Origin of the sequence: Prevotella sp. P4-98 (genome assembly GCF_002251405.1) — a bacterium.
Classification (GTDB): Bacteria; Bacteroidota; Bacteroidia; order Bacteroidales; family Bacteroidaceae; genus Prevotella.
In genome coordinates this window covers 84,801-99,443 of record NZ_NPJC01000006.1, presented here as the reverse complement: position 1 = coordinate 99,443, position 14,643 = coordinate 84,801, and the positions used below count along the sequence as shown (strand labels likewise).

Genomic DNA, 14,643 nt, shown 5'->3' with positions numbered 1-14,643 from the left:
TAAGTTTCGAGCTGCAAAGTAACAAAAAAAAAAAATAACTACCAAACATTTCCTAAGAAAACTCTACGAATAGACAAATTTTTCCATCGAAAAGAACAATTTATTGAAGAATTTATTTTAATTTTGCATTTTATGAGCAGAATAATCCTTATCACCGGAGGCCAACGGTCTGGAAAAAGTGAAAAAGCAGAGCAATTGGCGTTAACACTCAGCGAAAACCCTGTTTATCTGGCCACAGCCCATATTTGGGACGATGAGTTTCGCGAGCGTGTACGTCGCCATCAGGAGCGTCGTGGACCACAATGGACTAATATAGAAGAGGAACGCGCACTGAGTCGTCACGATTTTTCAGGACGTGTGGTTTTGGTGGACTGCCTGACGCTTTGGGCCACTAATTTCTTCTGCGAAGCAGAGGAGGTTGACGTAGTGCTCGACAAACTGAAACAGGAATTTGACCGCTTGGTGAGTCAAAATGCCACATTCATTTTCGTAACCAACGAAATTGGATCGGGTGGAGTAAGTGCCAATGCCGTGCAACGCAAATTTACAGATCTACTGGGATGGTTCAACCAATATGTGGCTTCAAAGGCCGACGAGGTAATTCTGATGGTTAGTGGAATTTCAGTAAAAATCAAATGACAACATTTAATATTTATCCTCTCGACGATTCACTTCGTCCTACCATTCAGTCGAAAATCGACAATCTTAACAAACCCAAAGGCTCATTGGGCCGCTTGGAAGAACTCGCATTACAGATATGCTTGATAGAACAGACACTATCGCCCACCCTGCATCATCCCAGTCACTTGCTATTTGGTGCAGACCATGGTATTGAGCGCGAAAGAGTAAGCGTCTCGCCACGCGAAGTGACTTGGCAACAGATGATAAACTTCACACGTGGCGGAGGCGGAGTCAATATGTTCTGCCGACAATACGGTTTCGACTTGAAGATTATCGACGTCGGAGTGGATTACGACCTTTCATCTATAGAAGGTATCATTCCACGCAAAATCGCTTGGGGCACTAACAATTTCTTGCATGAAGCGGCCATGAGTCAGGAAGAAATGGAACAAGCACTCGGCATAGGCCGCGACATGGTGGATTGCTGTCAGAAAGAAGGTTGCCAGGTGATTTCTATAGGAGAAATGGGCATCGCCAACACATCGCCAAGCAGCATATGGATGAGCCTGTTTGCCCATCTGCCACTCAACACCTGCATCGGAGCTGGCGCAGGACTCAATACAGCGGGCATCAATCATAAATACGAGGTACTGAACGAGGCAGTAAACAGATTCAAAGCCAATGGAGGTCAGGAAGAGGATGCATGGGAGGTAATACGTTATTTCGGCGGATTCGAAATGGTGGCAGCCATTGGAGCCATGTTGCGTGCGGCAGAATTACACCTTATTATATTAATAGACGGATTCATCATGTCTGCATGTGCCTTGGCCGCAAGCAAACTCTACCCACAAGCCAAACAATACATGGTATTTGCCCATTGTGGTGACGAAAGCGGCCACAAACTTCTGCTTGACAGTATGGGAGTGCAGCCACTATTGAATCTTGGTCTGAGACTGGGAGAAGGCACAGGAGCACTTTGTTCCTTTGGCATTTTGGAGAGTAGCGTACGGATGATGCAGGAGATGAATAATTTCGATAATGCACACATCACCAAATATTTCTAACCATCGAAAAAAACAACAATCATGAGACTTCGCATAGACCAAACAAAATGGTGGGAGACTCCTATGGCAGCACTCATCTTCTTCACCCGGCTGCCTTTCTGGCGACTGTGTTCACCCTCCAAAGCATGTTATCAGCACGTTGTGGAATACTGGCCTTTGGCCGGATGGCTCACAGGCGGAATCATGGCTCTAACATTCTATATAACAAGCGCATGGTTCACCTTGCCCGTAGCGGTATTATTAGCCATCATCGCACGAATCCTCACCACAGGGGCGCTCCACGAAGATGGTCTTGCAGACTTTCTTGACGGTTTCGGAGGTGGTTACAACCGTGAACGCATCCTTTCCATCATGAAAGACTCACATATAGGCACATACGGAGTTTTGGGACTGATTCTTTATTTTGCACTACTCGCCACTACACTTCTCGCCATCGGAGATCATGAAATAACCACCCTCACGCCTTCCTTCGCTTTGGATAATGCCGATTCCGCTTCAACACTTCTTCTTGCTTCGACAATTCTTGCAGCCGACCCATTTTGTAAGATGGTAAGCGGTCAACTCATCATGTTTCTACCCTATGCCCGTAAAGAGGAAGAGGCTAAATCTAAAACCGTTTATGTAAAATACGGACTCCAGGCTGGTCTCCGACTGGCTCTCACCGGACTAATGCCCTTAGTAGGTTGGGGCTGGATGATGAACCAATGGTTTGCCGTTCCATTTTCATCGATAGAAGTGCTGGTTGCCGTTCCGTGTATTGTATTCTATCTGCTCTATCTGCTGATGAACCGCAAATTGCAGGGATATACGGGCGATTGCTGCGGAGCCACATTCCTTTTAACAGAACTCTCGTTTTACCTCACTTTCGCAGCCACATTATAATGGCCCAACATCTCGGAACAGGAAAAAATATTCAAATGCCCCTGTATTAACAATATACTCACCCACATAACGTCATCTTGCCAATACAAAAAAAAAGCGATGTCCCAACTTCACAGCAGAGACATCACGAAACAGGTATTAGTCCTTTTAAGGTAAAAAGATTGTATTCAGGATAACGTCTGCAAAGGTACTTCTTTTTTTTAACTAACACAAATATTTTTATATGATATATAACATGTTTTCGACCTAATTCCACATTTTTTACCGCTTTTCTTGAGATTTTAGAGATTTCTATTGTATCTTTGCAAACGAAGGGCAAACTATAGCCGTCAAGCTAACAAACATCACTATATCACACATGTAGCATAGACTGCTCCAACAAAAAGAAAACAAAAACGTATCACATAATATGACTGAAGAGAAAACAACAACAGAGAACGAAGAGAAAAAAAGCATTAGCTTCGTTGAACAGATTGTAGAAAACGACCTCGCAGAGGGCAAAAATGGCAAACGCATACAGACACGATTCCCACCGGAACCTAACGGATACATACACATCGGACACGCCAAGGCCATCTGCATGGACTTCGGAGTAGCAGAAAAATACAACGGAATTTGCAACCTCCGATTCGATGACACCAACCCCACTAAAGAAAACACAGAGTATGTCGAAAACATCATGAACGACATCAAGTGGCTCGGATTTAACTGGGGAAATGTGTATTATGCATCCGACTACTTCGATAAACTGTGGGAATTCGCCATTTGGCTCATAGAAAAAGGAATGGCATACGTGGACGAACAGACATCTGAACAAATTGCAGAACAGAAAGGAACGCCCACACAGCCTGGACAGCCAAGTCCGTTCCGCGACAGACCCATAGAGGAGAACCTCAAGCTCTTCAAACAAATGAATACGCCGGAAGCCGTAGAGGGTTCTATGGTGCTCAGAGCCAAACTCGACATGGCAAACCCCAACATGCACTTCCGCGACCCCATCATCTACAGAATCATTCAGATTCCTCACCACAGAACAGGAACAAAATGGCATGCATACCCCATGTACGACTTCGCACACGGACAGAGCGACTATTTTGAAGGGGTTACACACTCCATCTGTACCCTCGAATTCGTGCCTCACCGCCCACTCTACGACAAATTCGTGGACTTCCTGCAAGAAAAAGAAGGGCAGACAGAATACCGCCCAAGACAGATTGAGTTCAACAGACTCAACCTCACTTATACCGTCATGTCAAAACGCAAACTTAAAGCACTCGTTGACGAAAACCTCGTCAGCGGATGGAATGATCCACGAATGCCAACCGTTTGCGGAATGAGAAGAAGAGGATACTCTGCACAAAGTATCAGAAACTTCATCAACTCCATCGGATACACTAAGTTTGACGCACTCAACGACTACGCTCTCCTTGAAGCAGCTGTACGTGAAGACCTTAACAAAAAAGCATGCAGAGTGTCTGCCGTGCTCAACCCTGTAAAGCTTATCATCACCAACTATCCTGAAGGACAGACAGAAGAACTCACAGCTATCAATAACCCAGAGAACGAGGCAGACGGTACACACAACATCACCTTCAGCCGCGAACTTTGGATTGAGCGCGAAGACTTCATGGAAGATGCACCCAAGAAATTCTTCCGTATGACACCAGGAAAAGAGGTGAGACTCAAAAACGCATACATCATCGCCTGCACAGGATGCAAGAAAAACGAAGCAGGAGAGATTGAAGAAATCTATGCAGAGTACGATCCAGAAAGCAAGAGCGGAATGGCGGGAGCAGACAGAAAGGTCAAAGGCACACTCCATTGGGTAAGTGCCGGCCACTGCATCAAAGCAGAAGTAAGACTCTACGACAGACTGTTCTCCGTAGAAAACCCTGGTGCTGATGAACGCGACTTCCGCGAACTTCTCAACCCAGAATCTCTCACCGTGCTCAACAACTGTTATGTAGAGAAATTCCTTGAAGAGAAACAACCTGGAGACTTCCTGCAGTTCCAACGTATCGGCTATTTCACACCCGATGAAGATTCTAAACCCGGACACCTTGTCTTCAACCGTACAGTAGGATTAAAAGACAACTGGGCAAAGAAAAACAAATAAGAAACAAGGCAATTTAAATGCTATTGACTGACGACAAATTCTTCAACGACCCAGAGTTCAGAGAAATGCTCAAAGCATACGAAGAGGCAGCATCCAAAGGGATGCCGCCCTTCTTTGATGCAGACGACCTCATAGACATTGCAGACTACTATCGGTTGACAGACCAAATGGACAAAGCCATGGAAGTGGCACAAAACGCTATAGACCTCTTCCCAAACGCCACCCTGCCCAATGTCTTCATGGCAAGAAATGCACTCCAGAACGACAACCTCAAAGAGGCAGAATACTACGTCAGTATGATTGAAGCCGAAGACGATCCCGACTATATCTACATCAAAGCCGAACTACTCATTTACCAATACAAGATAGAAGAGGCAGAAAAGCTCCTTGAAGCAAAATTCCACGAAATCACCAATGATGACAACGGATGGTTCATCAAAGACGTAGCAAACCTCTATCTCGACTATGGAGAATACGAAAGAGGATATACATGGATGATGAGATATTGTGACGTCAAGGACGACGACTATAAAGAACTATTGGGAAGAGCACTCTACGGTACATGGAAACTCGAAGAATGTGAAAGCATATTCACAGAACTTGCCGACAAATATCCTTTCGACAAGAAATACTGGAAAGTACTGGCTGAAGCACAACTCTCACAAAACAAATTCGATGAAGCCATCAATAGCAGCGAATATGCAATTGCCATTGACCCTGACGATCCCGTTCCACATGGCATCAAGGCATCTGCATTAATGGGAAAAGGCAACTGGGAAGAGGCTGTAAAATTCTTCAAGACCGCCCTCAGTCATGCACAATATGATTGTAGCGGATATATTCAACTTGCCACCTGCCTCATCAACACCAATGAGTTTAAGGAAGCATTGGAATGGTTGGAAAAAGCACTCAAGGAAAGCGGGAATGCCAGAGAATACGAAGGAGCTATCTATCATCAAATGGCACTCTGCCAAGGTGCACTTGGGAATAACGAAGAGGCAAAAAAACTTTTGGATAAAGCAGAAGAAAAAGGAGAAAACAAAACAGACCTCTACGTGGCTCGGGCACATATCCTACAAACTGAGAAACAGTACGAAGCAGCTGATAGATATTTCAACAAAGCTCTCGAACTGTCAACAGACCAGATGCATACACTCATAAGAATTGCTATCTCCCTAACAGACTGTCAAAGATATAAAGAGTGTCTCCAACTACTCAAAGAGAAATTGCCAGTCATCGATGAAAATTGCACAGAAGGACTTTCACTTCTCGCACTATGCTCACTCAGACTTAACCAAGCTGAAGACTTTCTCTATTATCTCCGTCTGGCAGCAGAACGAAACCCCATCGAACTGCGCATGATACTCGGGGCATACTTTCCCGAGAATATGGCCACGAAGGACTATTACGATTTCGCATATAAACAGATTCATAAAAGCAAACAACAGTGAACTTTATTACATCACTCCTTGCCAACCTCAACTATGGCACCATATTCTTCCTCATGCTACTCGAAAGCACGGTCGTACCCGTACCATCAGAATTCGTAGTTACACCAGCAGCCTACCATGCTGCAGGAGGAAATCTTGATGTTTTCCTTGTCATACTATTCGCTACAATCGGAGCTGACTTCGGAGCATCCATCAACTATCTTGTGGCATACTACGTAGGAAGACCGGTAATCTATCGTTTCGCCAACAGCAAATGGGGAAAACTATGCCTACTCAATCAAGAGAAAGTAGAGAAAAGCGAACGCTACTTCGACGACCACGGCGTAGTAGCAACTCTCACAGGAAGACTCATACCTGGCATCAGACACCTTATTTCCATCCCTGCAGGACTCGCCAAGATGAACTACTGGAAATTCTTGCTCTATACTACAGTAGGAGCAGCAGCATGGCATTCTATCCTCGCACTCCTGGGATGGTACCTCCACAGCGTTGTACCTGAAGAGCAACTAAACGATAAAATCACAGAATATGCCGAATATATAAAAATTGGCATACTTGCCATCATGATACTTGCCATTGGCTATTTCATCGTGCGTTCGTTGCTAAAAAAATCAAGAAAAAAGTAAAAAAACAAAGATTCTTGTAAAAAGGCAGATAAAATAGACGTAAATATTTCTTAATACCGAATATTTTCCGTATATTTGCCACGTTTTCTTAAACTTTCAACAACGTATAAATTGCTTATGTCAAGAAACAACAACCATCTCGTTATCATGGCAGGAGGAGTAGGTAGCAGATTCTGGCCTATGAGTACCGAAGAAACCCCAAAACAGTTCATCGATGTATTGGGAGTCGGACGCTCATTGCTCCAACTCACAAGAGACCGCTTCGAAAGTGTAGTCCCCCATGACAATATATGGGTGGTCACAAATCGAAAATATGTTCATATGGTGCAGCAACAACTGCCAGACATGCCAACAAACCATATACTTTGCGAACCATGTCGGCGCAATACCGCACCATGTATTGCATACGTCAGTTGGCGAATTAAAGCTCAAGACCCCAAAGCTAATATCGTAGTCACACCAAGTGACCATATCGTAACTGACCCTGTAGAATTCCGACGTGTAGTAAGCGAGTGTCTGGATTTTACGGCTGATAGCGATGCCATCGTTACACTGGGCATGAAAACCTCAAGACCAGAAACAGGATACGGATACATACAGGCAGACCTGTCAAGCAGTTCTTTACGAAACAAAGAAATTTTCCGAGTGGACTCGTTCAAGGAAAAGCCAGACCTTGAGACTGCTAAACAATATATCAAGAAGAACTACTACTTCTGGAACGCAGGTATATTCATTTGGAATGTATCAACCATCGTCAATGCATTCCGCGTATATCAACCCGTCATGTCCAAACTCTTCGAGTCACTACTCCCGATATACGGAACAGAAAAAGAACAGGAGGAAATAGACCGCACATTCCCAGAATGTGACAACATATCCGTCGATTATGCCATCATGGAGAAGGCAGAAGAGATTTTCGTATGTCCTGCAGACTTCGGATGGAGCGACCTCGGCACATGGGGTTCGCTGCAAATGCAGACCAGAAAAGACATCTATGGTAATGCATGCATCGGAAATAATATCACTCTCGTAGAGTCACACAACTGTATGATCCATACCACACAAGAAAAAAAAGTGGTAGTACAGGGACTCGACGGTTATATCGTAGCAGAAAACAACGACACCCTGCTCATCTGCAAACTCTCAGAAGAACAACGCATCAAGCAGTTCTCTGAAATGGATTAACCGAGTCTAAAAATCTAGCGATTTTATTTCGCACGAAAGAAAAATAATCCTTAAACCAAACAAGACTAACACAATAACATAGATATGGAAGACAAGAAAGTAGCCCTCATCACAGGAATTACCGGACAAGACGGTTCGTACCTCGCTGAATTTCTCATCGAGAAAGGTTACGAAGTACATGGACTCCTAAGACGTTCATCATCATTCAATACAGGAAGAATTGAACATCTCTATCTCGATGAATGGGTACGCGATATGAAGAAAAAACGACTCGTCAACCTCCATTGGGCAGACATGACAGACTCTTCGTCGCTCATCAGAATCATTGGTGAAACAAAACCTACGGAAATATACAACCTTGCAGCACAAAGCCATGTAAAGGTGTCATTTGACGTGCCAGAATATACGGCAGACGTTGATGCAACAGGAGTACTCAGACTTCTCGAAGCAGTAAGAATTTGCGGACTGGAAAAAAGCTGTCGCATCTACCAAGCCTCAACATCAGAACTATTTGGAAAAGTACAAGAAGTTCCGCAAAGCGAAACAACTCCATTCTATCCCCGTTCACCCTATTCTGTAGCCAAACTCTATGGCTATTGGATCATGAAAAACTATCGGGAGTCCTACGGCATGTATTGCTGTAACGGTATTCTCTTCAATCATGAAAGTGAACGAAGAGGTGAAACATTCGTCACAAGAAAAATAACACTTGCTGCCGCACGCATTGCACAAGGCTATCAAGACAAGCTCTATCTCGGAAACCTCAACTCACTCCGTGACTGGGGATACGCAAAAGACTACATCGAATGCATGTGGCTTATACTACAACAGCCCCAACCCGATGATTTTGTCATTGCAACAGGCGAATACCATACTGTACGTGAGTTTGCGACACTCGCATTCAAGGAGGCTGGTATTGAATTGGAATGGCGTGGCGATGGTATAGACGAAAAAGGAATAGACAAGAAAACAGGAAAAATTCTTGTAGAAGTAGATCCTAAATACTTCCGCCCTGCAGAAGTTGACCAACTACTCGGAAATCCAGCAAAAGCCAAAAACACACTGGGATGGAACCCACAGAAGACATCCTTTGAAGAACTCGTCAGAATCATGGTTCGCCATGACATGACCTTCGTCAAAAAACTCTTCCTTAAAGCACAGCTCCCAGAATAATTATAAACAAGGCGCCCCACAACGGGGTAAAAATAAACAAGATAAAAGTCAAAACAAAGACAACAATGTTGGACAAGAACAGCAAAATATATGTAGCTGGACACCACGGGCTCGTAGGCTCAGCCATTTGGAATAATCTCAAGCAACGGGGTTATACAAATCTCGTTGGGCGAAGCCATAAAGAACTTGATCTGACTGACCAAATAGCAGTCAAACAGTTCTTCGATCAAGAACAACCTGATGCTGTTGTCCTTGCAGCAGCCTTCGTAGGTGGCATCATGGCCAATTCCCTCTACCGTGCAGACTTCATCATGCAGAACATGAAAATGCAATGCAACGTTATCAGCGAAGCCTATGCACACCAAGTCAAGAAACTGCTGTTCCTTGGCTCAACATGCATCTATCCTAAAAACGCGCCACAGCCCATGAAGGAAGATGTCTTGCTTACCTCACCACTCGAATACACCAACGAGGAATATGCTATTGCCAAAATAGCAGGTCTTAAGATGTGTGAGAGCTATAATCTACAGTACGGCACGAATTATATCGCCGTGATGCCAACCAACCTCTACGGACCAAACGACAACTTCCATCTTGAAAACAGTCACGTCATGCCTGCTATGATGCGAAAAATCTATCTGGCAAAACTCATCCACGAACAAGACTGGAAGAGTATCGAGACAGATATGAATAAACGACCCATCAACCCCACGGACAAATTACGAGCCCTCATCGGAGAAGGTAATGTCGATGGAAATAATAGCCACGAACGTATTCTAAAAGCATTAGAATTCTACGGCATATACGACAACAAGGTTGTTTTATGGGGAACTGGCACTCCACTACGCGAATTTCTATGGAGTGAAGACATGGCAGACGCAAGTGTTTACATCCTCCTAAACGTAGATTTCAAAGACATCATTGGAATAGAAAAATATTCATCTGTTTTCTACGGTGCAAAGACTAATGGTCTCGTAGATCGAAACAATTCTGAAGGACGTGGTGGTGCAATTCCTGCCCTTGGAGAAATCCGCAACTGTCACATCAACGTAGGAACAGGAAAAGAACTCACCATCAGAGAACTCTCAGAATTGGTAAGGGAAACCATAGGATTCAATGGTGAGATCGTTTTCGACACCTCAAAACCTGACGGAACCATGCGCAAGCTCATCGATGTTTCCAAACTACACTCACTGGGATGGACGCATCACGTAGAGATTGAAAATGGAGTAAGAAAACTCTTTGAATGGTACCGGCAAAGTCTGATATAGAAATCCTAACAATAAAAAAATAACTCAAGCCTATGATTCAATCCTTTGAAGAACTCCGTAACAAACTGCAGCAGAATGGAAAATGCCGTAAAATTGCTGCCGTATGCGTCTATGACGAAGCCACCAAGTCTGCGCTCAACCAATGTGAACAACTTGGATTGGCAGAAATTATCTATGTAAATGATGACATACCAGAAGAAGCAGCCAACAAGGCCGTGGCCATGGTAAGAAACGGAGAAGCCGATGTCCTTATGAAAGGACTCATTGGAACCGACCAGCTCCTACGTGCAGTACTTAACAAGGAAAATGGACTGCTTCCAGAAGGACGTATCCTAACCCACCTCACATTGGCAGAGATACCCACCTACCACAAAATGCTCTTCTTTAGCGATGCTGCGGTAATTCCATATCCCACTCACGAGCAACGCATCGAACAGGTAAGATACGCTTCAGAAGTATGTCATGCCATGGGCATCCGTCAACCACGTATTGCCCTTATTCATTGTTCTGAGAAACCAAGTAAGCGTTTTCCGTTCGTTGACGGCTATAAAGACATTTGTCAGATGGCGAAAGATGGTATCTATGGTGATTGTATCGTAGATGGTCCTCTAGACATCAAAACAGCATGTTCTTTAAAAGCCTTACAGGCTAAAGGTCTGCAATCACCATTGATGGGCGAAACCGATGTGCTCATCATGCCAGACATAGAGGCAGGTAACGTTTTCTACAAATCCATGACACTATTTGCAGGAGCGAAAACAGCAGGAATGCTTTGTGGAGCTTCCCATCCAGTCGTGGTACCTTCACGTGGCGACTGTGCCGAAGCAAAATTCAACAGCATTCTCTTCGCCCTATCAAGCCTACCGGATTAACTCAAAACAAGTCCTTTCCACAGAAACGGCACTCTAAAAGAAAGGCCAAAAAGAAAACAACAAGGGAATGAGATAAGTACAGAAAGTCATTAACTAATTATCAAAAACTATGCGAATTCTCGTCATCAACCCAGGTTCAACATCGACAAAGATAGCTGTCTATGAAGACGAAAAGCCAATACTCCTTCATAGCATCACCCACTCTGCCGATGAATTGGCTGTCTACGATGCTATTACCGAACAACAGGATTTCCGACGCAATCTTGTCATCAAAGAACTGCACCGCGCCAATATTCCTGTAAAATTCGATGCTGTCATTGGACGTGGAGGCTTGGTTAAGCCTATTGCAGGTGGAGTTTATGAAATCAACGAGCAGATGCTCAACGACACACTACACGGATGCGTCATGCACAATCACGCGTGCAATCTTGGTTGTCTGATAGCCCATGAAATTGCCATCACAATTCCAAACTGTCGCGCATTTATTGCTGACCCAGGAGTTGTCGATGAACTCTCTCCATTAGCACGTATCAGCGGTAGTCCGCTCATGCCTCGCATCTGTATATGGCATGCTCTTAATCAACGAGCCATTGCAAGACGATACGCAAGAGAAATCGGTAAAAGATACGAAGACCTCAATCTCATCATCTGCCACTTAGGAGGAGGCATATCCGTAGCAGCACATGAACACGGAAAGGCCATCGACACCAACAATGCTCTCGACGGTGAAGGTCCGTTCTCGCTAGAGCGTGCAGGTTCCTTGCCGGCAGCAGACCTCATCCGCCTCTGTTTCAGTGGAAAATATACAGAAAAACAATTACTGAAGCGAATAGCAGGAAAAGCAGGACTTACCGCACATCTTGGCACCAACAACATGAAAGAGATACAAGAACGCATCAAGAATGGAGACAAACAAGCACAACTCATTACAGATGCCATGATTTACCACACAGCAAAACAAATAGCAGCAGAAGGTGCAGTACTTTGCGGTAACGTTGACGCTATTCTTTTGACAGGGGGCATGGCACATAGTGATTACATTACTAACGAGCTTCGTCGCAGAATCGGCTACCTCGCACCTGTTTATTGTTTTCCTGGAGAAAACGAAATGGAAGCATTAGCTCTCAATGCGTTATCTGTATTAAAAGGAACTAGCAAGGCACAAATTTACCAATAGCCCCAACACAGTAGTTAGATTCTGAGAAAAAGAAAACTCCTCTCTTGTTATTGACAAGAGAGGAGAAACTATATGAAGCAATGTCTATAATCAAATATTGTTTTTCAGAATATCCTTCCAACGGGCGTAAGCAGCAAGATACTCTGCGCGGTGTGCCTCATCCGGTTCAATCACCTGAAGTTTATCCAAAGAAGCAAAAGCCTCATTATTGTCTTTATAGATACCGGCACCGATACCAGCACCCTTGGCAGCGCCTACCGATCCATCTGTATCATATAATTCAATAGTAGCCCCACTAACACCTGCGAGGGTATCACGGAACAATGGACTCAAGAACATGTTAGCCTTACCAGCATGTATCTTGTGGATATCCATACCCATCTGTTGCATGATTTCCATACCATAGCAGAACGAGAACACAATACCTTCCTGTGCAGCACGTACAAGATGTGCACGATTATGCTTATTAAAATTAACACCATTGAACGAACAGCCAATTTCCTTGTTTTCCAAAACGCGTTCTGCACCGTTTCCAAAAGGAATAACAGTAACTCCTTCACTTCCGATAGGAACAGTAGCAGCGAGATCATTCATCTCTGCATAACCAACCTCAGGAGTTATATTACGATGAACCCATGCATTTAGGATACCTGTACCATTGATGCACAGCAGTACGCCCAAACGGGTTTGTTCTTCAGTATGATTGACGTGTGCAAATGTATTCACACGACTTTTCTTGTCGTAGTTAACATTTCCAAGCACACCATAAACCACACCTGATGTTCCGGCTGTAGATGCAATTTCTCCAGGATTAAACACATTAAGCGACAATGCATTGTTGGGTTGATCACCTGCACGGTAGGTTATCGGGGTTCCTGCCTCCAAACCTGTCTCTGCAGCAGCTTCTGCCGAAACTTCACTCTGAATGCTGAAAGTCGGAACGATATCGCTGATTATCGACTCATCAAAGCCATAATATTTGGTCAAGAAATCAGCAACTCTGTTATTTTTGAAATCCCATAGCATTCCTTCGCTCAATCCACTTACAGTAGTGTTGGCAACACCTGAGAGACGCATGGCAATATAATCACCCGGCAACATCACCTTATAAATTTTCTCATAAATGTCGGGCTCGTTCTCTTTCACCCATGCCAATTTAGCCGCAGTAAAGTTACCTGGTGAATTCAACAAGTGACCAAGACATTGTTCTGCGCCCAAATCACGGAATGCTTTCTCGCCATAAGGTACTGCACGTGAATCACACCAAATAATAGAAGGACGCAGCGCCTGCAGATTCTTATCTACACATACCAAGCCGTGCATCTGATAGGAAATACCAATAGCCTTGATATCTTCACCCTTAACCTGGGCATCAGCCATAATTTTCTTCAAACTCAATTTGGCATTATCCCACCACATCTGAGGATCCTGTTCTGCCCATCCAGCTTTTACAGCCATAATAGGAGCTTCTTTTTCAGGATAAAAAGCAGTAGCAACACACTTGCCTGTGTCGGCATTTACCAACGACGCTTTGACAGAAGAACTGCCCACGTCAAAACCTAATAGGTATCTATTTGACATAATACAATAGTTAATAATTTATTTATAATTCGTTTCTGCCTACAAAGTTCTTCATTTTTTTTTAGAAAATCGTCTTTTTTCATCTTTTTTTCTCATTTTTTTGCTCAATATACCGCTACTTTTAATTTTTTTTCCTACCTTTGCGCATAAAAGAAGCCTAATAAACAGAATGAAGTCAACTTCTATCCTGCCATGGCCAAACAAAAATCACGACCAAAACATAAAGTTCAGTTCATAAATGAAAAAGAAAATATTAATCCTTGATGACAAAGAGACCATCGCAAAGGTGCTCTCAATCTACTTGATGAGTGACTATGATGTTCAGTGGCTCCCCGACGGGCTACAGGGCGTAAAATGGCTTCAGGCCGGTAACACTCCCGACTTGATTATCTCCGACATCCGTATGCCAGGAATGCGAGGAGACGATTTTTTGGAGTGGATTAAGCAGAACGAGTTGTTCCGTCACATCCCAGTAATCATGTTATCAAGTGAAGATTCCACAAGTGAGCGAATTCGCCTATTGGAGATTGGTGCAGAAGACTATATTGTTAAGCCTTTCAATCCCATGGAGCTTAAAATTCGTGTGAAGAAGATTTTACCAAACTAATTTTGAGAAATCACATA

Annotated in this window: 13 protein-coding genes; 12 read left to right on the top strand and 1 reads right to left on the bottom strand. The window is 43.9% G+C overall.

From position 1 onward, the window contains the following. Positions 1-132 precede the first annotated feature (132 nt). The 11 genes from cobU to buk all read left to right on the top strand — a co-directional run bounded on the left by cobU (position 133) and on the right by buk (position 12,438). Entirely contained in the window at positions 133-639 is a 507-nt protein-coding gene (gene cobU, locus CIK96_RS01310; RefSeq protein ID WP_094439189.1) for a bifunctional adenosylcobinamide kinase/adenosylcobinamide-phosphate guanylyltransferase, read from the top strand. Beyond that, positions 636-1,685: a nicotinate-nucleotide--dimethylbenzimidazole phosphoribosyltransferase gene (gene cobT, locus CIK96_RS01305; protein WP_094389410.1), complete on the top strand. Its 1,050-nt coding sequence runs from the start codon at positions 636-638 to the stop codon at positions 1,683-1,685. The genes cobU and cobT overlap by 4 nt, the downstream gene beginning before the upstream one ends. 21 nt (positions 1,686-1,706) lie before the next feature. Further along, positions 1,707-2,567, top strand: coding sequence for an adenosylcobinamide-GDP ribazoletransferase (locus CIK96_RS01300; protein ID WP_094439187.1), 861 nt, complete (start codon positions 1,707-1,709; stop codon positions 2,565-2,567). 409 nt (positions 2,568-2,976) lie between these two features. After that, a complete protein-coding gene (locus CIK96_RS01295; protein WP_094439185.1) occupies positions 2,977-4,683 on the top strand; it encodes a glutamine--tRNA ligase/YqeY domain fusion protein in 1,707 nt (568 codons plus the stop codon). A 17-nt stretch (positions 4,684-4,700) separates the two neighbouring features. Then, entirely contained in the window at positions 4,701-6,134 is a 1,434-nt protein-coding gene (locus CIK96_RS01290) for a lipopolysaccharide assembly protein LapB (protein WP_094439183.1), read from the top strand. Then, positions 6,131-6,760 carry a DedA family protein gene (locus CIK96_RS01285; RefSeq protein WP_094389414.1) on the top strand — a complete coding sequence of 210 codons (630 nt, stop codon included), beginning with the start codon at positions 6,131-6,133 and terminating at the stop codon, positions 6,758-6,760. Before CIK96_RS01290 ends, CIK96_RS01285 begins: the two co-directional genes overlap by 4 nt. 117 nt (positions 6,761-6,877) lie before the next feature. Next, positions 6,878-7,945, top strand: a complete 1,068-nt coding sequence (locus tag CIK96_RS01280; RefSeq protein WP_094389415.1) for a mannose-1-phosphate guanylyltransferase — start codon at positions 6,878-6,880, stop codon at positions 7,943-7,945. A gap of 84 nt (positions 7,946-8,029) precedes the next feature. Continuing rightward, on the top strand, positions 8,030-9,118 hold the full coding sequence (gene gmd, locus CIK96_RS01275) for a GDP-mannose 4,6-dehydratase (RefSeq protein ID WP_094389416.1): 1,089 nt from the start codon (positions 8,030-8,032) through the stop codon (positions 9,116-9,118). 65 nt (positions 9,119-9,183) lie between these two features. Then, on the top strand, positions 9,184-10,389 hold the full coding sequence (locus CIK96_RS01270) for a GDP-L-fucose synthase (RefSeq protein ID WP_173839786.1): 1,206 nt from the start codon (positions 9,184-9,186) through the stop codon (positions 10,387-10,389). 32 nt (positions 10,390-10,421) lie between these two features. After that, positions 10,422-11,261 carry a phosphate acyltransferase gene (locus tag CIK96_RS01265; RefSeq protein ID WP_094439181.1) on the top strand — a complete coding sequence of 280 codons (840 nt, stop codon included), beginning with the start codon at positions 10,422-10,424 and terminating at the stop codon, positions 11,259-11,261. Positions 11,262-11,370: 109 nt separating this feature from the next. Further along, positions 11,371-12,438 (top strand): butyrate kinase, encoded by a 1,068-nt coding sequence (gene buk / locus CIK96_RS01260; RefSeq protein WP_094439179.1) that lies wholly within the window; start codon positions 11,371-11,373, stop codon positions 12,436-12,438. A 90-nt stretch (positions 12,439-12,528) separates the two neighbouring features. Here the strand turns inward: buk and CIK96_RS01255 are convergent, their stop codons facing one another. Beyond that, positions 12,529-14,019, bottom strand: coding sequence for a xylulokinase (locus tag CIK96_RS01255; protein WP_094435959.1), 1,491 nt, complete (start codon positions 14,017-14,019; stop codon positions 12,529-12,531). A 238-nt stretch (positions 14,020-14,257) separates the two neighbouring features. Between CIK96_RS01255 and CIK96_RS01250 the strand changes: the two genes are divergently transcribed. Continuing rightward, the gene (locus CIK96_RS01250) at positions 14,258-14,626 is read left to right on the top strand and encodes a response regulator transcription factor (protein WP_027449457.1); all 369 of its coding nucleotides are present in this window, start codon (positions 14,258-14,260) and stop codon (positions 14,624-14,626) included. Positions 14,627-14,643 lie beyond the last annotated feature (17 nt).

Bases quoted from the DNA above. Each gene is read 5' to 3' on its own strand.
- cobU (WP_094439189.1), top strand. From the start codon at position 133: ATGAGCAGAATAATCCTTATCACCGGAGGCCAACGGTCTGGAAAAAGT.
- cobT (WP_094389410.1), top strand. From the start codon at position 636: ATGACAACATTTAATATTTATCCTCTCGACGATTCACTTCGTCCTACC.
- CIK96_RS01300 (WP_094439187.1), top strand. From the start codon at position 1,707: ATGAGACTTCGCATAGACCAAACAAAATGGTGGGAGACTCCTATGGCA.
- CIK96_RS01295 (WP_094439185.1), top strand. From the start codon at position 2,977: ATGACTGAAGAGAAAACAACAACAGAGAACGAAGAGAAAAAAAGCATT.
- CIK96_RS01290 (WP_094439183.1), top strand. From the start codon at position 4,701: ATGCTATTGACTGACGACAAATTCTTCAACGACCCAGAGTTCAGAGAA.
- CIK96_RS01280 (WP_094389415.1), top strand. From the start codon at position 6,878: ATGTCAAGAAACAACAACCATCTCGTTATCATGGCAGGAGGAGTAGGT.
- gmd (WP_094389416.1), top strand. From the start codon at position 8,030: ATGGAAGACAAGAAAGTAGCCCTCATCACAGGAATTACCGGACAAGAC.
- CIK96_RS01270 (WP_173839786.1), top strand. From the start codon at position 9,184: ATGTTGGACAAGAACAGCAAAATATATGTAGCTGGACACCACGGGCTC.
- CIK96_RS01265 (WP_094439181.1), top strand. From the start codon at position 10,422: ATGATTCAATCCTTTGAAGAACTCCGTAACAAACTGCAGCAGAATGGA.
- buk (WP_094439179.1), top strand. From the start codon at position 11,371: ATGCGAATTCTCGTCATCAACCCAGGTTCAACATCGACAAAGATAGCT.
- CIK96_RS01255 (WP_094435959.1), bottom strand. From the start codon at position 14,019: ATGTCAAATAGATACCTATTAGGTTTTGACGTGGGCAGTTCTTCTGTC.
- CIK96_RS01250 (WP_027449457.1), top strand. From the start codon at position 14,258: ATGAAAAAGAAAATATTAATCCTTGATGACAAAGAGACCATCGCAAAG.